The sequence below is a fragment of the Hymenobacter puniceus genome (genome assembly GCF_014333525.1).
Classification (GTDB): domain Bacteria; phylum Bacteroidota; class Bacteroidia; order Cytophagales; family Hymenobacteraceae; genus Hymenobacter.
This window is the reverse complement of sequence record NZ_JACSCX010000010.1, coordinates 1-20003: the sequence shown is the minus strand read 5'-3', so window position 1 is coordinate 20003 and position 20003 is coordinate 1. Positions and strand designations below refer to the sequence as shown.

Sequence of the window (20003 nt, the reverse complement as noted above, 5' to 3'; positions counted from 1 at the left end):
CGTCATGCCGAGGCGTAGCCGAAGTATCTCGCGTGCTGAGGTTGTTAAATAGTCAGATGACAACCGCTCCGTGGCCTAAGGTTTAAACCCTGGGCTAGTGAAGTAACGTCAGCACGCGAGATGCTTCGGCTACGCCTCGGCATGACGTTCGTATGGAAACCAGTAATCTGCAACGAACAACCCAATGGCCAATCTGCTTCTCTCGCCTACGCTGCCGTTGCCCCAGCCGGGCGCGTGCCTGCGGCCCTGGCACCTCTCGGATGCCCCGGCGCTAACCGAGTACGCCAACGACCGAGGTATCTGGCAGAACCTGCGCGACACCTTTCCGCACCCCTACACTGCCCAGGACGCCGAATACTTCCTGGCTCTGACCGCCGACAACCAGCGCGACCTGCACCTGGCGTTTGCGGTGGATGGCGTATCGGTGGGCAGCATCGGGGTGCATTTCAAGAGCGACGTGCGCCGCCGCTCAGCCGAAGTCGGCTACTGGCTGGCGCGGCCGTACTGGGGGCGCGGGCTGGCCACGGCGGCTGTGCAGGCCGTATCAGCCTACGTGCTGGCCCATTTTGATGTGTGTCGGTTGTATGCCGTGGTATTCGAGCCCAACGCAGCCTCAGCGCGGGTGCTGGAAAAAGCCGGGTTTGCGCTGGAAGCTACGATGCGGAAAAGCGTAGTGAAAGACGGCCAGATGCTGGACTCCAAGCTCTACGCGCTGGTGGTGTGAATTGTAGCATAGGCCTTCGCCTGTGTCGAGAACCTCACCCCAACAGGCTTTAGCTCCAGAAAACAACATCTAGCGCTAATATCTAGCGCTAGTTCCCCCTCTCTTTGGGAGAGGGTCTAGGGGGTGAGGCCCCGTCATCACTCCATCACCTCATCATCCAAAACAGTGCGCTACTTTCTCCATCTGGCCTACGACGGCACCCGCTACCACGGCTGGCAGGTGCAGCCCAACACGCTCACGGTGCAGCAGGAACTGGACCGATGTCTGTCGCAGGTGCTGCGCCAGCCGGTATTTTGCCTGGGCAGCGGCCGCACCGATACCGGCGTGCACGCCAGCCATCAGGTAGCGCACTTTGAGGCTGAGCTGCCCGCCGCGCTGGACATCAAGACCCTGCTCTACCGCCTCAACCGCGCGCTGCCGCCCGACATTGCCGCTTACGCGCTGCATCCGGTGCCGCCGCAGGCTCACGCCCGCTTCTCGGCCGATGCCCGCACCTACGAGTACTATGTGCGCCAAGTGCCTGACCCGTTCAGCGTAGGCCGCGCCCTCTACGTGGACCTGGCCCCCGACGTGGCAGCCATGAACGAAGCCGCCGCTCATCTGCTCGGCTCACGTGACTTCACGGCGTTTTCCAAGGTGAAAGGCGGCGAAAACCACTACGTGTGCGTGGTATATGAGGCCGGCTGGCACCAGATGCCCGGCGGGCTGGTGTTCCGCATCCGGGCCAACCGCTTTGTGCGCGGCATGGTGCGGCTGGTGGTGGGCACGCTGCTGAGCGTGGGTCGGGGCAAAATCACGCCTGCCCAGTTTCAACAGATTCTGTGGGCCCAAAGCCGCGTGGATGCCAGCGGCGCCGCTCCGGCCCAGGGCCTCTACCTGAGCCGCGTGGAATACACGCCCGATGTGGTGCCCGCCGAACTGGTGCCGCCTGGTTTGCCGTACTTTGTGGGCCGGTAGCCCATCAGGCAGCAGCGCAAGGACATGAGGCAGCGGCGCATGAACGTCATGCAGAGGCGCAGCCGAAGCATCTCGCCCGAGGCTATTGTCATTCCGAACAAAGTGAGGAAGCTGGAGGATGTGGTATTCTCAGTGGTTACCACGCTGGCGAGATTCCTCGTCGCTGGCTTGATGCGCCACATGTTCGGAATGACGTTCTATTCATGACGTTCAATTAAGGTCGTTCTGCTGGCTGTGCAACTTCCCGCCACCAGCCCCGGTTACTACGTTTCACTCCACCCGCTGCTTTGGACCCAACTACTGCTACCCCCGCCAAATCCGGTAATATCTTCGACTGGCAGGTGCTGCGCCGGCTGATGGTGTACGTGCGGCCCTACCGGCGCATCTTCTATCTGTTGGTGTTCCTGACCGTGGCCACGGCCGTGCTGGGCACGCTGCGGCCCTTCCTCATTCAGCGCATGGTTGATGTGACCATCGAGCAAAACGACTGGGTGGGGCTGAACCGGGGCTTCGGCATTCTGCTGGTGCTGCTGGTGGCGCACGCCTTCGTGAGCTACCTCCAGACCTATTTCGGTGGCTGGCTGGGCCAGTACATCGTGCGCGACATCCGCGTAGACCTCTACCAGCACATCCTCAACCTGCGCCTCAAGTTCTTTGACCGCACGCCTATTGGGGTGCTCGTCACGCGCAACATTTCTGATGTTGAAACGCTATCTGACGTGTTCAGTGAAGGCTTGGCGGCTATGATTGGCGACATTCTGCAAATTGTGTTCATCATGGCCTTCATGTTCTACATCGACTGGCGCCTGACGCTGGTTAGCTTGTCCGTGATTCCGCCGCTGCTGTTTAGCACCTATGTGTTCAAGGAGAAGGTGAAGAAGTCGTTTCAGGAGGTGCGTACGGCCGTAGCCAGCCTCAATGCCTTCGTGCAGGAGCACCTGACGGGCATGAACGTGGTGCAGATCTTCAACAACGAGCAGCGCGAATACCGCAAGTTTCAGGCCCTCAACCAGGAGCATACCCGCGCCAATATCCGCTCGGTGCTCTACTACAGCATCTACTTTCCGGTAGCCGAGGTGCTGGCGGCAGTAGGAGTGGGGCTGCTGGTGTGGTACGCCGCGCAGGGCCAGATCGAGGGCACGATTTCCAAGGGCGCGCTCATCGCCTTCATCATGTACAACGCGCTGTTCTTCCGCCCCATCCGCCAGATTGCCGACCGGTTCAACACGCTGCAGTTGGGCCTGGTGAGCACCGAGCGTCTGCTCAAGCTGCTCGACAGCCAGGAGTTCGTACCCAACAACGGCACGCTGGCTCCGGCCACGCTGCGCGGCGAAGTGGAGTTCGAAAACGTCTGGTTTGCCTACAACGACGAGGAATGGGTGCTGCGCGACATCAGCTTCCGGGTAGAGCCCGGCCAGACCGTGGCCTTCGTGGGCGCTACCGGCGCCGGCAAAACCAGCATCATCAATCTGCTCAGCCGCTTCTACGACATCAACAAGGGCCACATCCGCATCGACGGCCACGACCTGCCCCTCTACGACCTGAGCGTGCTGCGCCGCCACATTGGGGTGGTGCTGCAGGACGTGTTCCTGTTCGCGGGCACCATCCGCGACAACATCACGCTCGGCCACGAGGACATCACCGACGCCCAGATCTGGGAAGCCGCCGACCTAGTGGGCGCCCGCCGCTTCATCGAGCGCCTGCCCGGCTCCCTCGACTACCCCGTGATGGAGCGCGGCGCCACGCTGTCGGTGGGCCAGCGCCAGCTCATCAGCTTCGTGCGGGCCATGGTCTACCAGCCGGCCATCATCATCCTGGATGAAGCCACCTCGTCCGTTGATTCCGAAACCGAGGAGCTGATTCAGGAGGCCATTGAGAAGCTGATGCAAGGCCGCACCGCCCTCGTCATTGCCCACCGCCTGAGCACCATCCAGAAAGCCGACCGCATCATCGTGCTCGACCGCGGCGAAATCAAGGAATCGGGCCGCCACGAGGAGTTGCTCCGCCAGGACGGCTACTACCGCCAGCTCTACCAGATGCAGTACAAGGACGTGCTGGCCGGCTAGCGCGGGCCAGAGTCTGCCGGGGCTGGCTTGCCGAAACTACCGGGCCGGGGCCGCTCGCCCACGCTGCTGCCAAACGAACCGTGGCATCTTCAGAAATGCCAGTTGCGGCGTAGCTTTGCTGCTTTCACACTCTTCTGCCGACGGGCGCGTGCAACGCACCCCTACTTCCTGATTTATGAACCGAATTTTCCTGCTGCTTTCCCTGCTGCTGATTGTGGTCGCCGGCGTGGCCTATTACATGCTGGGCGGCCTGAAAAAAGCCGACGTGACGCTGGAAACCACCACCCAGCCCATTTTCCTGGCGGGCCGCTACTTCGAGGGCCCGGCCAACAGTGAGCAGTTCGGCGACCTGACTCGCGAAGCCTACCAAATCCGCACTTCGGGCAAGCTGCGTGGCACTTTCGGTAACCTGTTCTACAACGACCCCGTCAAAGCCAGCGAAAATGCCAAAGTGTTTGTAGGCTTGATTCTGGACGATACCGTGTCGCAGCAACTACCGAAAGGCTATCAGTATCGCGCTTTTGCTGCGGGCCAGCGCGTGCTGCACGCCCGCATCGAAGCCAGCTACCTTGTGGCCCCCGACAAGCTATACACCGGTGTGAAAGACTACGCCAACCAGAACAACCTCACCCTGCAGAATATCTACCTGGAGCGGTTCCCCACCACCGGCCCCGTGGAAGTGTGGGCCGTGGTGAAGTAAGTAATGCGGATTTAGCCAAAAGATCGGGCGCCTCAACCAGTGGTTGAGGCGCCCGATCTTTTGGCTATGGGAAGCAATTATTTGCCGCCTAAATAGAATGAGGCGCCAACATTGAGATATTGTAATCCTAGAGAAGTACCAAAGCTAGATGATTGCACTTCGTACTCCTGGCCTTGACGCGTTGCTGAATAGGTGTTCTTTAAGTTGGAATACCCAAGATTCCCTAGAGTTAGTTCTAACCCAAGCTTAGGCGCTGGGAAAAAGACAAATCCAGGCGTAAGCGTGGCATAGGTGCCCCTGAGCTTAATATTATCATTCTCGAAGAAAGGAGCATCACTTTCTGTTTCTGAGCGGCCCGATAGAAATCCTCCGGAAAGTTGCCCATAGAAACCAGCCTTTTCACTTATCATTTTATAGTAGCGAACAAATGGCCCCACATTTACATATGAGGAAGTGAGATTCCTGTCATAAACCTGTGAGTTTAGCCCTTGGTTATAATCCTGATAAGGCTGTACTAGCTTAGAGGTCTGAATGCCTCCTGTGAGGCCGACAGCAAGGTTATCAACTACGAAGTATCCAACAGTCGGCAGGAAGCGGAATTCTTTTCGGGTTTCTTCGAAGTTGAAAGAACCTGATGAACGTTCATCTTTGGAAGAGTTATAGCCGACGTTACCGCCAAGCAATACAGTTCCGGCAGAGGTTTGAGCGTGGGCTGCTGTGGCCGCACCAAGTAATAGCAAGCTGGTAGCGAGCTTTTTCATATAAGAAAGGATAAAAATGTACAGCGGCGGGCGCTGCAAGTATTAAGCCAGTGATATGTGTAGGGGAAGCCCGAATCTATAGGCAGGGTACTCTTACTCAGACTTTCAGTGCGTTATAAACGCAAATAAAAAAGGCCCTGCTGAACATGTGTTCAGCAGGGCCTTTTCTTAAAGCTAAGTCGGGGTGGCAGGATTCGAACCTGCGGCCTCCTGCTCCCAAAGCAGGCGCGATACCGGGCTACGCTACACCCCGAACTGTGCCGACGGTGCGATAATCTGCACCGGGCAACTCAGTCGGTTTTGCCGAAAAAAGCCTCCGGGTGGGGTTCCCAGAGGCTCTTCGAGCAAGAAATTCTTCGGTCGGAGTGGCAGGATTCGAACCTACGACCTCCAGCACCCCATGCTGGCGCGATACCAGGCTACGCTACACCCCGATAGAATTGAGTCACAAAGGTAAGCGAAGAAGTGAGAGTTGCGCAATAGATGCAGAAGAAAATTGCGCCTGCAGCGCATATAGCTGGTTTTTAGCTTGCTGCCAGCCTGCCAAATACCGGAAACACGCCTCATATTCTGCAGCTTGCGACGCCAGCTCGCCATCCGGCAAACCCTGAAAAATATTTCAGAGCAGCTGCCGGCCAGTAAAAAGCCACCCCTCCTGTCAGGCAGAAGGGGCGGCTTTTTGCTGCAAACCTATTGTCGCTTAGGGGCGACGGTTCACGGCGTTCAGGTCTTCAAAAGCCTGCTTCAGGCGGGCTACGAAAGTCTTTTCACCCTCACGCAGCCATACGCGCGGGTCGTAGTACTTCTTGTTCGGCGAGTCGGCGCCCGATGGGTTGCCAATCTGGCCCTGCAGGAAGCCTTCGTTCTTCACGTAGTTGTTCTTGATGCCTTCCCAGAATGCCCACTGCAGGTCGGTGTCGATGTTCATCTTGATGGCGCCGTAGCTGATGGCCTCGCGGATTTCCTCCTGGCTGGAGCCCGAGCCGCCGTGGAACACGAAATCAACGGGCTGCGGGCCGGTGTTGAAGTGCTCCTGCACGTAGAGCTGTGAGTTGTGCAGAATCTTGGGCTGCAGCTTCACGTTGCCGGGCTTGTATACGCCGTGTACGTTGCCGAACGCGGCGGCCACCGTGAAGCGTGGGCTCACCTCACTTAGCTCTTTGTAGGCATAGGCTACTTCCGAAGGCTGAGTGTAGAGTTTGGAACTGTCCACGTCGGAGTTGTCCACGCCGTCTTCCTCGCCGCCGGTTACGCCCAACTCGATTTCCAGCGTCATGCCGATTTTGGCCATGCGCTCCAGGTAACGCTTGCAGACTTCGATGTTTTCCTCAATCGGCTCTTCCGACAGGTCGAGCATGTGCGAGCTGTAGAGCGGCTGGCCGTACTGAGCGAAGTGCTTTTCGCCGGCCGCAAGCAGGCCATCAATCCAGGGCAGCAGTTTCTTGGCGGCGTGGTCGGTGTGCAGAATTACCGGCACATCGTAGAGTTCGGCCATGGCGTGCACGTGCTGCGCGCCCGAAATGGCGCCGGCAATGCTGGCGCGCTGGCCATCGTTGGAAGGATATTTGCCCGCGAAAAACTGGGCGCCGCCGTTGGAAAACTGAATGATAACCGGCGAATTCACTTCGTGGGCGGCTTCCAGCACGGCATTCACCGTGTTGGTGCCCGTGACGTTTACGGCCGGCAGCGCAAACGAATTTGCCTTGGCATAGTGGAACAGGGATTGAACTTCGTCGCCGTGCAGGACGCCGGCACGCAGCCCGGTCAGTGATTGTGCAGCCATTGCAGGAAAGATGGAGATGGAATTTGTGAGGCTTCGAACTTACTCACTTTCTGCTTAGCAGTGAGCATTTGCCACCACTGCTACCTACTCAGGCTACCTATCCGGTCTGGTAGGGTAAGTAAATTGATGGTTGTTAATAATTTGAATATCAGTATTATGTACAGTAAGTTTTTCTGTAGTTCGAGTTTATCTGACTGTGCTGTGCCCAAAAACTCCAAACTGTTCATGTTGCGCTTGTCGAAGCATCTTTACCCTCCGCTGAGTTTGTGTGAGCGAAGCGGGAAAGATGCTTTGACAAGCGCAGTATACCATTCGCCCAACCCTTAAACGCCTTTTCACACGGAGCCTGTTTAGGCAGAGTGCTGTGTGGCTGCCTGCCAACTCATCGGTGCTGGCTCGTAAATAGTGAAAAACGTATGCCCATCCGTAAGAAAGTATATAAAATATCGGAGAGGTGGAATATTGAAAATTCTGATGATGAGAACTTTATAAATAGAGTAGCAGTCCGATGCGAATATTGGCTATCTTTACCCGTTATAAGCCATCATCTTTTTCGCGTTCGGCGTGCGTATGAAAACACTCGTTACTCTCGTTTGCCTGGCAGTTGCCACGGCACTGTCGGTATCAGCTCAGGCCCAAAGCAAGCCAGTTCCCAAGCCAGCCGCCAAAAAGCCCGTTTCTGCGGTGAAAAAACCGGTAGCTGCCCGTCCAGCCGCGGCCCGACCCGCAGCAAAACCGGTAGTGAAGCCTGCTGTACCGGCCGCTAAGAAACCTGCCGTAGCCGCGGCACCCAAGCCGGAAGAAACTCCGGCCGGCCCGCCCGCGCTGGTCACCGATAAAATGGTGCAGCAGCCTACCAATACGGGCCCGCTGAAAGTGCGTGCCGAAGCCAACCCCGTGACCAAGCGCCTCACGGTGCGCACCAACTCCAGCAACCCTACCCGCGTGGAAATCAACGGCCCCGACGGCCGCCCGGTAGTTACGCGCGACCTGCTCAACAGCAACGAAGTAGCTACCCTCGACGTGAGCAAGCTGCCAGCCGGCGCTTACATTGTGCAGTGCACTTCCGGTGAGCGGCGGGGCATGAAGCGTGTGATGGTAGGCCGCTAGGCTTCTTGGATATTGATAGTTGGAAGGCCCATTCGGTTTGCGCCGAATGGGCTTTTCTGTTTCTCCAATTCAATCGTTGCCGCCTGATTGCCTATTTTTCCGGAATGAGCATTCCGACCCTTTCTTATTGGGAGCACCAAACGTTTCTGCGCGGCTTCGATGCGGTAGTGGTTGGGGCTGGTCTGGTGGGACTTACGGCGGCGCTGCATCTGCGTGCGTTACGCCCTACAGCCCGCGTGCTGGTGCTGGAGCGCGACGTGCTGCCCAACGGCGCGAGCACCAAAAATGCTGGTTTCGCCTGCTTCGGTAGTGTCTCGGAGCTGCTGGAGCAGGAGGGGCGGGGTGGCACCGCCGCGCTGCTGGCCGTGGTGCAGGCCCGCTGGGAAGGTTTAGCTGAATTGCGCGCTTTGCTCGGCGACGAGGCGCTGCAGTATCAGCCAGTGGGAGGCTACGAACTGTTCCGGCCCGCCGAAGCTGAACTGGCGGCCCGCTGCCGCGCCGCCCTACCGTACTACAACGAGCTACTGGCTCCCATCATCGGCCGCCCAGATGTATTCCGCGACGCCACTGCGCGGGTACCCGCTACCGGCTTTGCGGGCGTAAGCGTGATGCTAGAAAATACGGCAGAAGGCGCGCTGCACACCGGTCGTCTGATGGAAGCGCTACTGCGGCGAGCCTGGGCGGCCGGCGTGGTGGTACTGCACGGCTGCGCGGCCCTGGCGTTGGAGCCGGCCTCCAATCACGTCTATATTCGAACTTCTTTAGGCGACATTGAGGCGCCGCAGGTGCTGCTGGCCACCAACGCCTTCAGCCGGCAGTTCTTCCCGGAGCTCGATGCGCAACCCGGCCGCGGGCAAGTGCTCGTCACGGAGCCCATAGCCGGCCTGCACCTGCCTGGCACCTTCCACTACGACAAGGGTTACACTTACTTCCGGCAGATTGACGGCCGTATTCTGCTTGGCGGTGGCCGCAACCTTGACTTCGCCGCCGAAGCCACCGCCGAGCCCGGCCTGACGCCCCAGGTGCAGCAGTATCTGGAGCAGTTGCTGCGCGAGGTAATCCTGCCCAGCCGTGCCGTGCGAATCGACTACCGCTGGAGCGGTGTTATGGCGTTTGGGACTGATTTGAAGCCAATTGTGCGGCCGCTGGCGCCAGGCGTGTTCGGGGCCTTGCGCTGCAACGGCATGGGCGTGGCGCTGGGCGCGGGAGTAGGCCGAAGGGCAGCTGAGATGCTGTGCCGGGGCTAAGCGCTTGTTTGGCCCTTACGCCGCGTCCTCGCTTTGCAACTGGCGCTCATACAGGGCGCGGTACAAGCCCTCGGCGTCCTGCATCAGAACTTCATGCGTGCCGTGCTGCACAATCTGGCCGTCGTCGAGCACCAGGATTTCGTCGGCCAGCTTCACCGACGACACGCGGTGCGAGATAATGAGGCTGGTGCGGTTGTGCATGATGCGCTGTAGGGCGCCCAGAATGGCGTTTTCGGTGTTGGTATCCACGGCCGACAGCGAATCGTCGAGAATCAGGATTTTGGGCTCCTTTACTAACGCCCGCGCAATGCTGACGCGCTGTTTCTGGCCACCCGAGAGCGTAATGCCCCGCTCGCCTACTTTGGTGTCGAAGCCTTCGGGGAAGCGCATGATGTTGTCGTAGACGTTGGCGTCTTTGGCAGCCTGCAGCATGCGGGTCTCATCGGCGGTATCGAGGCCAAAGTTGATGTTGTTGCGGATGCTGTCCGAGAACAGGAACACATCCTGGGGCACATAGCCGATTTGCTCGCGCAAGCTGGTCAGGGCGAAGTCGCGCACGTCTACGTTGTCGATTTTGATGGCGCCCTCGCTCACGTCGAACAGGCGGCAGAGCAGCACGGCCACGGTGCTTTTGCCCGAGCCGGTGTTGCCGATAACGGCCAGCGTCTGGCCCGGCCGGATGCGGAAGCTCACGTTGCGCAGCGCCTGAATGCCGGTGTCGGGGTAAGTGAAGCTCACGTTGTCGAAAACAATGTCGCCCTGGATTTCCTGCTCCACGTTCTCGCGCGAGACAATGTCGGTTTTCTGGTCCAGGAACTCGTTGATGCGGGCTTGGGAGGCTTCGGCGCGCTGCACCAGGCTGCTGGTCCAGCCCAGCGCCGTGACAGGCCAGGTGAGCAGGTTCACGTAAATTAGGAACTCGGCAATGCTGCCCGTGGTGATGGTGCCCCGGATAACCTCCTGCCCGCCCAGCCATACCGTAATCAAAGTGCTGAGCCCTACTAAAAACAGAATCAGCGGAAAAAACAGCGAGTTCACGAAGTTTAGGCTCAGCGACTTGTCCTTGTAGTGCTCCGAGGCCAGGGCAAACTGCCGGTGCGAATCCTGCTCCCGCACAAACGACTTCAAAACCCGAATGCCCGAAAACGCCTCCTGCACAAAGGTGGTCATGGCGGCCAGGGAGCGTTGGATTTCGTCGGACTTGCGCTCAATCAGCGTGTTCACGTAAAAAATGCTCACGCTCAGCACCGGCAGCGGCAGCAGCGTGTAAAGCGTCAGCTTCACGTTCACCATCAGCATCAGCGGCACGATGAGGACGAACAGGATAACGAGCTGCATGAAATACATCAGGGCCGGCCCGATGTACATGCGCACCCGCCCCACGTCCTCCGAAATGCGCGACATCAGGTCGCCGGTGCTGTGGCGGCGGTAGAAGGCCAGCGGCAGGCTTTGGTAGTGCTGGTAGATTTCGTTTTTCTGGTCGTTTTCCACCAGCCGGCTCATGACGATGAGCGTCTGACGCATAAAAAACAGAAATACGCCCCGCAGCAGCGCAAGCACAATAATGAGCGTGCCGTAGAGCAGCACGTTGCGCCCGAACAGCGAATACACCTCGCCCTGCGCCGACGTGCCCGCAAACAGGTGGTACAGATCGATGCCCTCACTCACTAAATCAAAGGCATAGCGCACAATCTGGGCCGGAAAAATGGCCAGCAGCGTGCTCAGGGCCACGAACAGCACACCGCCCAGGAAGTGCCATTTATAGCGAAACAGGTATTTGTTGGTAGCGGAAAGTGCGCGCACAGCGAAGAAGGGTAGAAGCCGGCTACTCTACGGCCAGCTTACCACGAAGGTAGCGTAACCGATGGCCGGAACCGGAAATAGGGTTACTTTTGCACCCGAATTGAGGACTGTGCCGCGCCGCGGGGTTGAACACGTACGAAACAGCCAGCGGCACCAAATTGCCTGACTGCAACGTAAATAAAGCTTCGCTCTAGGCGGCCGCCCTCAAAGTTACACGTCCCGCTCTCATCCTCTCCCCAATTCCCACCCACCCCCATTTCTTCACCCCATGGTTGAAATCCAGCAATTGGCCGATACGTCGGTCTTCAGTCAGATTGCCGAGCACCAGCACGAGCAGGTAGTGTTTTGCCACGACCACGAAACTGGTCTGCGCGCCATCATCGGCATTCACAACACGGTGCTGGGCCCGGCCCTGGGCGGCACGCGCATGTGGCACTATGCCTCCGACATGGAAGCCCTCAACGATGTGCTGCGCCTTTCCCGCGGCATGACCTATAAAGCGGCTATTTCGGGGTTGAACCTGGGCGGCGGCAAAGCTGTCATTATCGGCGACCAAAGCCTGAAGAATGAGGCGCTGCTGCGCAAGTTTGGCCGCTTCGTGAAAAACCTCAACGGCAAGTACATCACGGCCGAGGATGTGAACATGACCACCAAGGACATGGAGTACATCCGGATGGAAACCAAGCACGTGGCCGGCCTGCCCGAAAGCATGGGCGGCTCCGGCGACCCGTCGCCGGTGACGGCCTACGGCACCTACATGGGCATGAAAGCCGCCGCCAAAAAGGCGTTCGGGTCTGATTCGCTGACCGGCAAGCGCATTGCGGTGCAGGGCGTGGGCCACGTGGGCACCTACTTGCTGGAATATCTGCAGAAGGAAGGCGCCCAGCTGGTGCTCACCGACTACTACGAAGACCGCGCCCTGGAAGCCGCCGCCCGTTTCGGCGCCCGCGCCGTGGGCCTCGACGAAATCTACGACCAGGAAGTGGACATCTACTCGCCGTGCGCGCTGGGTGCCACCATCAACGACGACACCATCGACCGGCTGAAGTGCCGCGTGGTGGCCGGCTGCGCCAACAACCAGCTCCAGGACGAAAATACGCACGGCCCGGCCCTCGTGGAACGCGGCATCGTGTACGCGCCCGACTTCCTCATCAATGCCGGTGGTCTGATCAACGTATATTCGGAGGTAATTGGGGGCAGCCGCCAGTCGGCTCTCACCCAGACCGAAAAAATCTACGACATCACCACACAGGTTCTCAACAAAGCCGAACAAGAGCAAAGCCACCCACAAGCCGCCGCCACCCGGCAGGCCGAGGAGCGCATTGCCTCGCTCGGCAAGGTCAAATCCACTTTTTAACTATTTGAGACTATTCAGAACGTCATTCCGAGCTTGTCGAGGAATCTCGCTAGTGTAGTAATCAATACTACCACAACGTCAGCACGCGAGATTCCTCGACTACGGCTTCGCCTTAGCTCAGAATGGCGTTCTTTTTGCCTCATCATCTTCTCCAGAATGCTCAACCGTCGCACGCTCCGCATCAAGGTCATGCAGGCCCTGTACGCCTACCATCAGGCCGTCGGGTCCGATTTTTTGTTGGCCAATGACCGGATTGCGGATGCCTTCGCGCCCGATCTGACCTCGCCTGAACCGCAGGACCGGCGCAAGCTGCAGGGCCAGCGCAAGCTGGCGGAGGTGGTGTTCAAGGACTGGCACAAAACCGGCGAAGAACCCGAAAAGGGCGACGATGCCGACATCCATTCGGCGGTGCAGGACGCCATCGGCTTCTACAAAAAGGCCGTGGCCAAAGACGGTACCTTCTACGGCGGCCAGATGGTGCACGCGGCCGAGAGCATTCACGACCAGTATCTGCACCTGCTCAACATTCCGGAGGCGCTGCTGCAGGTGATTGAGGAAGACAAGGCTCGCGCCGCTCGCAAGCACATTGCTTCCACGGAGCCCGCCCTAGACACTACACGCCTCGAAGAAAACCAGGTAATTCAGAAGCTCATCGGCAACACCCAGCTGCAGGCCCTGACCATCCGGCGGGCCCAGCAGTGGCACGGCGAAGAGGAAATGGAAGCCCTGCGCCTGGCCTGGCGCAACGAAATGCGCCAGGACCCCGAGCTGCTCAGCTACCTGGCTGCCCCGGCCGGCAACTACACCGAGGACCAGGAGATGCTCAAGCACCTCTACAAAACCTACGTGTTTAAGGGTGAGAGTTTGCCGCGCTACATCGAGGAAGACGACCTGAACTGGGAAGAAAACCGGTCCATCGTGAAAAACCTGGTGCTCAAAACGGTGAAGATGCTCGATGAAGCCGCCACCGAGGAGCTGGAGCTGATGGCGCTGTCGGCGAACTGGGTCGAGGACAAGGAGTTTGCCGAAAGCCTCTACAAGCAGACGCTGGTTGACGACGACAAGTACGAGAAGCTGATTGCCGAATCGGTGCAGAACTGGGATGTGGACCGCGTGGCCCTCACCGACAAGATTCTGCTGAAGATGGCGCTCTGCGAGATGCACCTGTTCCGGGGTATTCCGGTGAAAGTGACCATCAACGAGTATATCGAAATCAGCAAAATCTACAGCACGCCCAAGAGCAAGCAGTTCGTGAACGGTATTCTGGATAAATTGGCCCAGGACCTGACCGCCAGCGGCGCCATCCGCAAATCGGGCCGGGGCCTGCTCGACAACCAGTAGGGCAGCAGGCAAGCAGAAGAGAATCGGTAGTTTTACCGCGACTTCCGGCAATTATATATCCGATTCTGCGTCTTTGCGTACTCAGCCTTATTGTATCTCTCCCTTCTCACCTTTCCATACTCACTTTCAATAAAATGGGTAGCAAAACCACTACCGGTATTCTGTGCTTCGCGGGTGGAGCACTAGCCGGCGCCGCCATCGGCCTCCTGTATGCGCCTGAGAAAGGCCGCGAAACCCGTAGCTGGCTGAGCTATCAGCTGGAAAAGTACCGCGACACGCTGGCCGACCTCACTGAAAACCTGGTGACCAGCCGCGCCGACCAGGGCCCCAGCTCCGCTAAAAGCGAAGGCCAGCGCGTGATTCAGGATGCGAAAAGCAAAGCCGAACAACTGTTGGGCGACGTAGATCAGCTCATCAATCAGATCAACTCGCGCAAAATAGTTTAAGTGACGGACCCAACGTGTTGATGTGCTGAGGTGCTGCGAGCAGGAAACTGTCGGCAGCACGTCAGCACATTTTCATTTTCAGCACCGGCCGCGCCTGGGTACCTTTGCGCCACCGCCGGGTGGCGCCGGCCGAGGCCATCGTCAGGCGGCCAGACAGAAGCATCACAAACACTCAGCAACTCAATACAATGCACCTTATCACCCTCATCCCCGGCGACGGCATCGGCCCGGAAATCACGAAAGCTGTTACGGACATCTTCACAGCCGCCCAGGTGCCTGTGCAATGGGAAGAGCAGAACGCTGGCCAAACCACCTTCGACCAGTCGGGGGAGCTGATTCCGCAGGCGTTGCTGACGTCGCTGGAGAAAAACCGCGTGGCGCTGAAAGGCCCCATCACGACGCCGGTGGGCAAGGGTTTCCGCAGCATCAACGTGACGCTGCGCCAAAAGTACGACCTCTACCAGAACGTGCGCCCCTCCAAAACCACCGATGGCATCAAGACGCGCTACGAGGGTATTGATCTGGTGCTGTTCCGCGAAAACACCGAGGGGCTGTACTCGGGCCTGGAAGTGTATGATGAGCGTTTGGGCATTGCCGACTCGTTTAACCGCATTACCAAGGAAGGCTCGCGCAAAATCTGCCGCGCTGCTTTCGCCTACGCCGACAAGCACGGCCGCAAAAAGGTGACCCTGGCCCACAAAGCCAACATCCTGAAGATGGCCGGCACGCTGATGCTGAACGCCTGCAAGGAAGCCAGCAACGAGTTTCCGCACATCGTGTTCGAAGACAAGATCATCGACAACATGTGCATGCAGCTGGTAAACAAGCCCGAGCAGTTTGATGTGGTTGTGACCACCAACCTGTTCGGTGATATCCTCTCCGACCTGTGCGCCGGCCTCGTAGGCGGCCTGGGCGTGGTAGCCGGCGCCAACATCGGCGACGACATGGCCATCTTTGAAGCGGTGCACGGCTCGGCTCCCGACATTGCTGGCCAGGGCAAAGCCAACCCTACGGCGCTGCTGCGCTCGGCCCTGATGATGCTGCACTACCTGGGCGAGCACGCCAAAGCCGACCAGATTGAGAAGGCACTGGAAGCCACGCTCAAAACCAAGGAGAAGTGCACCGGCGACCTGGGCGGTACAGCTTCTACCAGCGAATTTGCCCAGTCGATTATTGCTAACTTGCAGTAGTCTACGTGCTTGGTGCCGGCGCGGCCTCACCTGGGAAACTAAGCTGGGGCTCGGCTAGTTGGCAGTGCAGGCCAAGTCACAGACTACTTTTTAACTTCTTCTTTTCGCATGAAACGCATTCTTTTTTCTTCTTTCCTGCTGGCTGGGGCTCTGTTCATGGGCGCCTGCAACACCGATAAAACTGCTGAGGTTGGGGCCGAAGGCATGAACGCCGCCGCTACCGAGGCCGCCGCCAATCCCACCGTGGACAACCCCAATGTGGCTTCCGAAACCGAGGTGCCAAACCCTAACGCACCGGTAATGACCTTTGCCGAGGCTGACCACGACTTTGGCGACATCCAGCCGGGCTCCGTGGTGAAGCACACCTTCGAGTTCACCAACACCGGCAAAACGCCGCTGCTGATTGAAAACGCTACGGCTTCGTGCGGCTGCACCACGCCCAACTGGACCAAGGAGCCGATTGCGCCAGGTGCCAAGGGTTCCATCGACGTGCAGTTCGACAGCCACGGTAAGTCCGGTATCCAGAACAAGCAGGTAGCCGTGCGGGCTAACACCACGCCCAGCATCACCAACATTTCTATCAAAACCAACATTCTGCCCGACGGCGCGCAGGGCCCGGTTCGGCAGTAATTGCCTCTTGCCAAGGGTGATGTATCTGTCATCCTGTGCAGCGTGAAGGACCTTGTAGCCGTTGAACAAGTCGTTAATACGTCTGTCGTTCAACGGCCGCAAGGTCCTTCGCGCTACGCCGGATGACAGCCGTTTTTGCACTGGTCGCCTCATTCCTAATTCACCTCATCACGTTTCCATCCATGTTTGCTACCCTTCTGCTTCAGGCAGCCGCCACCAACGAAAGCTTTATGTCGTATCTGTTTCCGGTAGCCATTGCGGTGGTGCTTTACTTCTTCATGATCCGGCCGCAGCAACGCAAAGCAGCCGAAGCCAAGAAGTTCCGGGAGTCTATAGGCAAAGGGGCCACTGTGGTAACGATTGGAGGCCTGCACGGCAAAGTCATCGACCTGACCGACGAAGCAGTTATCATTGAAGTGGACCGCGGCACCAAGCTTAAGTTCGACCGTTCGGCCATTGCCCGCGAAGTGAAGCCCGCGAAAGACGTCGTAAAGGACAACGTCGCGTAAGCTGATCCAGGGGCGGAAAGGCAATTTTATGCTGTCATTACCCACTGCCCCAGTTTCCTAACTCCAACGCCCTGCATTTTGCCCTTCATGCCGCTTGCCCGTTCCGCCCAGTTGATGCGCTGGTTTTTCAGCCCGTTCTACGGGCAGGAGCGGAGCTATTGGCGGGCCGTAACGGCGTGTTTCCTGGCTGCCAGCACGTTCTGGCTGCTGAATGCGCTCAACAAGACCTATACCACCCGCATTTCTTACCCGCTGGCTTGGCGCTACGATGCCACGCGCTACGTGCCGGTGCAGCCGCTACCCACCGAAGTAGCTGTGAACGTGACGACCCGGGGCTGGAAACTGCTGCGTAAGCACCTGATGCTGGATATGAAGCCGGCGGAAATCACCCTGCTTGGCCTGCCCGCTACGCGCTACGTAACAGGTCGGGTGGTGCGGCCGGCCCTGCAGGCTTCCATGGAGGGGCTTCAGTTCAACTACCTGATTTCCGATACGTTGTGGGTGCAGTTCGACCGGCTGCTAAGCCGCCGCCTGCCTTTGGCGTTAAGCCCTGCTGCCGATGGCTCAGCGTTGCCTTTTGCGGCGCGTTTCACCCCGGCTTCGGTGGTGTTTCGGGGGCCGGCGCGGCAGGTGCTGGCACTTTCTAACCCGTATCCGGTACATCTGCCGCAGGCCCCGGCCAGCAGCACTAATGGCGACATGAGCGTGCCGATAGGTGGGCCTAACTTAGTGCGTACCAGCGTGCCGGAAGTGCGTGTCCGTTTGCAGCCCCGCCCACTGGTGAGCCTGTTGCTGCGCGTAGTGCCCGAGCTATCTGGCTTTCCGCCGGGCCGGGAGTACCGCCTGCGGCCCGCTACAGTGCAGGTGCGCCTGCAGTGCTTTCCCGAAGACAGTGCCCGCCTAAGCCAGCAGCGCAGCCAGGTGCGTGTGCAGCTCCACTACGGCCAGTTTGCCGGCCCCGATTCCAGCTTGCAGCCCGTGCTGGCGCAGGTGCCGGCTTTGGTGCGAGGCCGCCGCGTTATCACACCGGTAGTGCGGGTTTCCAGCCAGTAGAGGCTGCTCGTGCAGCAAATGTCATTCCGGGCTGGTGGCGCGGCATACCAGAAACCAGGAAGTTTCGCCGCTTAATCATCCGGTTGCTTTGGCGGCTTCAGCGCCCAGGATTCCTCGGCAAGCTCGGCATGACGTCCGCCTCTATCATCTGTTACCCCATTTTTTAGCTATGCGTCGAATTGGAATTACGGGCGGTATTGGCTCCGGTAAGAGTGTTGTGTGCAAGCTGTTCCAGGTGCTGGGCGTGCCCGTTTACGATTCGGATTCCCGGGCCAAAGCAGTGATGGTCAGCGACGGACAGCTGCGCGACGAGCTGGTAGCCGCTTTTGGCCCCGAAACCTTTGATGCCACCGGCCAGCTCAACCGCCCTCACCTTAGCCGTCTGGCTTTCACCGACGCCACACAACTAGCCCGCCTCAATGCGCTGGTGCACCCCGCCGTAGGCCGTGACTTCACCCACTGGAGTGCCGCACGGGCGCAGGAAGGCCACCGCTACATTCTGAAGGAAGCGGCTTTGCTCTACGAGTCAGGCGCATACCGGGGCCTCGACCAGATTATCACCGTGTTTGCCCCGCTGCCGGTGCGCCAGGCCCGCGTGTTGCGCCGCGACCCGCACCGCACCCCCGACGACATCCTAGCCATCATTGGTAAGCAGCTCAGCGAAGAAGAAAAGATGCAGCGCGCCGACCACATCGTGTACAACGACGACCAGCACCTGCTCATCCCGCAGGTGCTTGAGTTGCACTGGCAGTTCAACGGCTAGCGTAGCTGCTTGGTGTCATTGCGAGCAGAGCGCAGCAATCCTTCCTCTCGTAGCAGACGCTTTCGTTACAGCAAAGCCCTCCGGCATCAGTCTATTACACTACTGCCGGAGGGCTTTCTGCTGAGGTGCATCTGTCTCACAGAGAGGAAGGATTGCGTCGTCCTTCGTCCTCGCAATGCCAGCTACCGGATAATCGGGCTGCGCTCGAAAGGCCGCTCCCGGTCGAAGAGGTAGCGGTAGGTGATGTGCGTTTTGTAGATCCGGGCACCAATGGCCCGGATTACAGCCAGCATCCGCGGGTTGAAGTCGCCCACCCAATTCATCTCAAAGTCTGTATAGCCGGCTCGCATCATTTCGGCGCGGCCGTGCACCATCAAGGCATTTTCCAGGCCTTTGCCCTGCCAGGCTGGCACCACTCCGAAGATTACGCCGAACCCTTTTTTGTTGGGCAGCTGGTCGTAGCGCCGTTTAAGCCACAGGAAGCGCAGCTTGTTCCACAGGTTGAAATTGCGGCCCACGTGCTTGAAAATCTGGTTGAGCTCCGGCAGCGTCACGAAAAAGGCAATAGGCTCATCGTTGTGATAGGCAAACCACAGCAGCCGCTCGTCCAGCACAGGCTTCATCTGGCGCACCAGGTCGCGCGCCTTTTCCATCGACATAGCCGCCACGCCGCTGTGGTTGGCCCACGCCAGGTTATACACGTGGTGGAAGTCGCGGGCCAGGCGCTCCGGGTCGCGCTTGCGGGCGTGCCGAAACTGAAACGCCGGGTACTGCGCGGCGTAGCGGTCGGTGGCCTCAAAGAAACGGGCATGGAGCGGCGCCGCCACCTCGCGGTAGCAGGTGTACTGCTTGAAATAGGTTTGGAAGCCGTACGCTTCAAACAACTGCTGGTAGTAGGGCAAGTGGTAAAACATGCCGTAGTTGGGCTCGGTGAAGCCATCAACCAGCAGCCCCCAAAACCGGTCCCGCTCCCCAAAGTTGATGGGGCCATCCATGGCTTGCATGCCGCGCGCGCCTAGCCAGCTCCGGCAGGCTTCAAACAGCTGATTAGCAGCTTCCTGATTGTTGATGCACTCAAAAAATCCCATGCCGCCGGTGGGCAGCGTTGGGTCGATGTGGGCCGTGTCGTTGTTGATGAAAGCGGCTACCCGGCCTATTACGTCGCCTGTGTCGGTGGTGAGCAGCCAGCGGATGGCTTCGCCGTGCGCGAAGTTGGGGTTTTTAGCTGGGTCGAATACTGCCTCCAACTCGTGGTCGAGAGGTGGAATCCAGTTGGGATGGTCGTGGTAGAGCCGCACGGGCAGGTCACGAAACTGGCGGGCTTGGGCGGCATCCGTTACTTCGAGCAGGAGCATAGCAGGCAGTATGGTAGAGGAGCTGGAAAAACAACTGGAGGCAAGCCGGCGCTGCCCCGATAATCCAGGCAGGCCGCTCTGGCCCTGGCCGGAAACAAAAAAGGACAGCCGGTAGGGCTGTCCTTCTAGGTGTGGGAGATACTGGGTTCGAACCAGTGACCCTCTGCTTGTAAGGCAGATGCTCTGAACCAGCTGAGCTAATCTCCCG

At 58.9% G+C, this 20003-nt stretch carries 18 protein-coding genes and 3 tRNA genes; 14 read left to right on the top strand and 7 right to left on the bottom strand.

Features of this window, described 5'->3' with window-relative positions:
* Positions 1-184: 184 nt before the first annotated feature.
* From H8B14_RS19540 to H8B14_RS19525, 4 genes are all read left to right on the top strand, one after another.
* Complete coding sequence (locus H8B14_RS19540; RefSeq protein WP_187317360.1) at positions 185-724, top strand: GNAT family N-acetyltransferase; 540 nt, start codon at positions 185-187, stop codon at positions 722-724.
* Between the two features lie 165 nt (positions 725-889).
* Positions 890-1681 carry a tRNA pseudouridine(38-40) synthase TruA gene (gene truA / locus H8B14_RS19535; RefSeq protein WP_187317359.1) on the top strand — a complete coding sequence of 264 codons (792 nt, stop codon included), beginning with the start codon at positions 890-892 and terminating at the stop codon, positions 1679-1681.
* 356 nt (positions 1682-2037) lie between these two features.
* Complete coding sequence (locus H8B14_RS19530) at positions 2038-3747, top strand: ABC transporter ATP-binding protein (protein WP_187317409.1); 1710 nt, start codon at positions 2038-2040, stop codon at positions 3745-3747.
* Between the two features lie 175 nt (positions 3748-3922).
* Complete coding sequence (locus tag H8B14_RS19525) at positions 3923-4447, top strand: hypothetical protein (RefSeq protein ID WP_187317358.1); 525 nt, start codon at positions 3923-3925, stop codon at positions 4445-4447.
* 77 nt (positions 4448-4524) lie between these two features.
* Here the strand turns inward: H8B14_RS19525 and H8B14_RS19520 are convergent, their stop codons facing one another.
* From H8B14_RS19520 to fbaA, 4 genes are all read right to left on the bottom strand, one after another.
* Positions 4525-5208, bottom strand: a complete 684-nt coding sequence (locus H8B14_RS19520) for a hypothetical protein (protein WP_187317357.1) — start codon at positions 5206-5208, stop codon at positions 4525-4527.
* 179 nt (positions 5209-5387) lie between these two features.
* Positions 5388-5461, bottom strand: a tRNA-Pro gene (locus H8B14_RS19515).
* Positions 5462-5568: 107 nt separating this feature from the next.
* Positions 5569-5642, bottom strand: a tRNA-Pro gene (locus tag H8B14_RS19510).
* Between the two features lie 266 nt (positions 5643-5908).
* Positions 5909-6991 carry a class II fructose-bisphosphate aldolase gene (gene fbaA / locus H8B14_RS19505; protein WP_187317356.1) on the bottom strand — a complete coding sequence of 361 codons (1083 nt, stop codon included), beginning with the start codon at positions 6989-6991 and terminating at the stop codon, positions 5909-5911.
* Positions 6992-7561: 570 nt separating this feature from the next.
* On the opposite strand from fbaA, the gene H8B14_RS19500 reads away from it, so the two are divergent.
* On the top strand, positions 7562-8101 hold the full coding sequence (locus tag H8B14_RS19500) for a T9SS type A sorting domain-containing protein (RefSeq protein ID WP_187317355.1): 540 nt from the start codon (positions 7562-7564) through the stop codon (positions 8099-8101).
* Positions 8102-8205: 104 nt separating this feature from the next.
* Positions 8206-9348, top strand: a complete 1143-nt coding sequence (locus H8B14_RS19495) for an NAD(P)/FAD-dependent oxidoreductase (RefSeq protein ID WP_187317354.1) — start codon at positions 8206-8208, stop codon at positions 9346-9348.
* A gap of 15 nt (positions 9349-9363) precedes the next feature.
* Here H8B14_RS19495 and H8B14_RS19490 read toward each other — a convergent pair whose 3' ends face one another.
* Positions 9364-11151, bottom strand: coding sequence for an ABC transporter ATP-binding protein (locus H8B14_RS19490; RefSeq protein ID WP_187317353.1), 1788 nt, complete (start codon positions 11149-11151; stop codon positions 9364-9366).
* A gap of 268 nt (positions 11152-11419) precedes the next feature.
* Between H8B14_RS19490 and H8B14_RS19485 the strand changes: the two genes are divergently transcribed.
* From H8B14_RS19485 to coaE, 8 genes are all read left to right on the top strand, one after another.
* The gene (locus tag H8B14_RS19485; protein ID WP_187317352.1) at positions 11420-12508 is read left to right on the top strand and encodes a Glu/Leu/Phe/Val dehydrogenase; all 1089 of its coding nucleotides are present in this window, start codon (positions 11420-11422) and stop codon (positions 12506-12508) included.
* Between the two features lie 156 nt (positions 12509-12664).
* The gene (nusB, locus tag H8B14_RS19480) at positions 12665-13849 is read left to right on the top strand and encodes a transcription antitermination factor NusB (RefSeq protein WP_187317351.1); all 1185 of its coding nucleotides are present in this window, start codon (positions 12665-12667) and stop codon (positions 13847-13849) included.
* A 134-nt stretch (positions 13850-13983) separates the two neighbouring features.
* Positions 13984-14295, top strand: coding sequence for a YtxH domain-containing protein (locus tag H8B14_RS19475; protein WP_187317350.1), 312 nt, complete (start codon positions 13984-13986; stop codon positions 14293-14295).
* A 188-nt stretch (positions 14296-14483) separates the two neighbouring features.
* Complete coding sequence (locus tag H8B14_RS19470; protein ID WP_187317349.1) at positions 14484-15485, top strand: isocitrate/isopropylmalate dehydrogenase family protein; 1002 nt, start codon at positions 14484-14486, stop codon at positions 15483-15485.
* Positions 15486-15593: 108 nt separating this feature from the next.
* Complete coding sequence (locus tag H8B14_RS19465) at positions 15594-16115, top strand: DUF1573 domain-containing protein (protein WP_261990104.1); 522 nt, start codon at positions 15594-15596, stop codon at positions 16113-16115.
* 182 nt (positions 16116-16297) lie between these two features.
* Positions 16298-16624, top strand: a complete 327-nt coding sequence (gene yajC, locus H8B14_RS19460) for a preprotein translocase subunit YajC (protein WP_187317348.1) — start codon at positions 16298-16300, stop codon at positions 16622-16624.
* A gap of 87 nt (positions 16625-16711) precedes the next feature.
* Positions 16712-17677 (top strand): YbbR-like domain-containing protein, encoded by a 966-nt coding sequence (locus H8B14_RS19455; RefSeq protein WP_187317347.1) that lies wholly within the window; start codon positions 16712-16714, stop codon positions 17675-17677.
* Positions 17678-17846: 169 nt separating this feature from the next.
* Complete coding sequence (gene coaE, locus H8B14_RS19450; RefSeq protein ID WP_187317346.1) at positions 17847-18440, top strand: dephospho-CoA kinase; 594 nt, start codon at positions 17847-17849, stop codon at positions 18438-18440.
* 182 nt (positions 18441-18622) lie between these two features.
* On the opposite strand, the gene H8B14_RS19445 is transcribed toward coaE, so the two are convergent.
* On the bottom strand, positions 18623-19795 hold the full coding sequence (locus H8B14_RS19445) for a GNAT family N-acetyltransferase (protein ID WP_187317345.1): 1173 nt from the start codon (positions 19793-19795) through the stop codon (positions 18623-18625).
* 132 nt (positions 19796-19927) lie between these two features.
* Positions 19928-20002, bottom strand: a tRNA-Val gene (locus tag H8B14_RS19440).
* Position 20003: the final 1 nt, after the last annotated feature.

Bases quoted from the DNA above. Each gene is read 5' to 3' on its own strand.
- H8B14_RS19495 (WP_187317354.1), top strand. From the start codon at position 8,206: ATGAGCATTCCGACCCTTTCTTATTGGGAGCACCAAACGTTTCTGCGC.
- H8B14_RS19485 (WP_187317352.1), top strand. From the start codon at position 11,420: ATGGTTGAAATCCAGCAATTGGCCGATACGTCGGTCTTCAGTCAGATT.
- H8B14_RS19525 (WP_187317358.1), top strand. From the start codon at position 3,923: ATGAACCGAATTTTCCTGCTGCTTTCCCTGCTGCTGATTGTGGTCGCC.
- nusB (WP_187317351.1), top strand. From the start codon at position 12,665: ATGCTCAACCGTCGCACGCTCCGCATCAAGGTCATGCAGGCCCTGTAC.
- yajC (WP_187317348.1), top strand. From the start codon at position 16,298: ATGTTTGCTACCCTTCTGCTTCAGGCAGCCGCCACCAACGAAAGCTTT.
- coaE (WP_187317346.1), top strand. From the start codon at position 17,847: ATGCGTCGAATTGGAATTACGGGCGGTATTGGCTCCGGTAAGAGTGTT.
- H8B14_RS19465 (WP_261990104.1), top strand. From the start codon at position 15,594: ATGAAACGCATTCTTTTTTCTTCTTTCCTGCTGGCTGGGGCTCTGTTC.
- H8B14_RS19475 (WP_187317350.1), top strand. From the start codon at position 13,984: ATGGGTAGCAAAACCACTACCGGTATTCTGTGCTTCGCGGGTGGAGCA.
- fbaA (WP_187317356.1), bottom strand. From the start codon at position 6,991: ATGGCTGCACAATCACTGACCGGGCTGCGTGCCGGCGTCCTGCACGGC.
- H8B14_RS19500 (WP_187317355.1), top strand. From the start codon at position 7,562: ATGAAAACACTCGTTACTCTCGTTTGCCTGGCAGTTGCCACGGCACTG.
- H8B14_RS19520 (WP_187317357.1), bottom strand. From the start codon at position 5,208: ATGAAAAAGCTCGCTACCAGCTTGCTATTACTTGGTGCGGCCACAGCA.
- H8B14_RS19530 (WP_187317409.1), top strand. From the start codon at position 2,038: ATGGTGTACGTGCGGCCCTACCGGCGCATCTTCTATCTGTTGGTGTTC.
- H8B14_RS19540 (WP_187317360.1), top strand. From the start codon at position 185: ATGGCCAATCTGCTTCTCTCGCCTACGCTGCCGTTGCCCCAGCCGGGC.
- H8B14_RS19455 (WP_187317347.1), top strand. From the start codon at position 16,712: ATGCCGCTTGCCCGTTCCGCCCAGTTGATGCGCTGGTTTTTCAGCCCG.
- H8B14_RS19470 (WP_187317349.1), top strand. From the start codon at position 14,484: ATGCACCTTATCACCCTCATCCCCGGCGACGGCATCGGCCCGGAAATC.
- H8B14_RS19445 (WP_187317345.1), bottom strand. From the start codon at position 19,795: ATGCTCCTGCTCGAAGTAACGGATGCCGCCCAAGCCCGCCAGTTTCGT.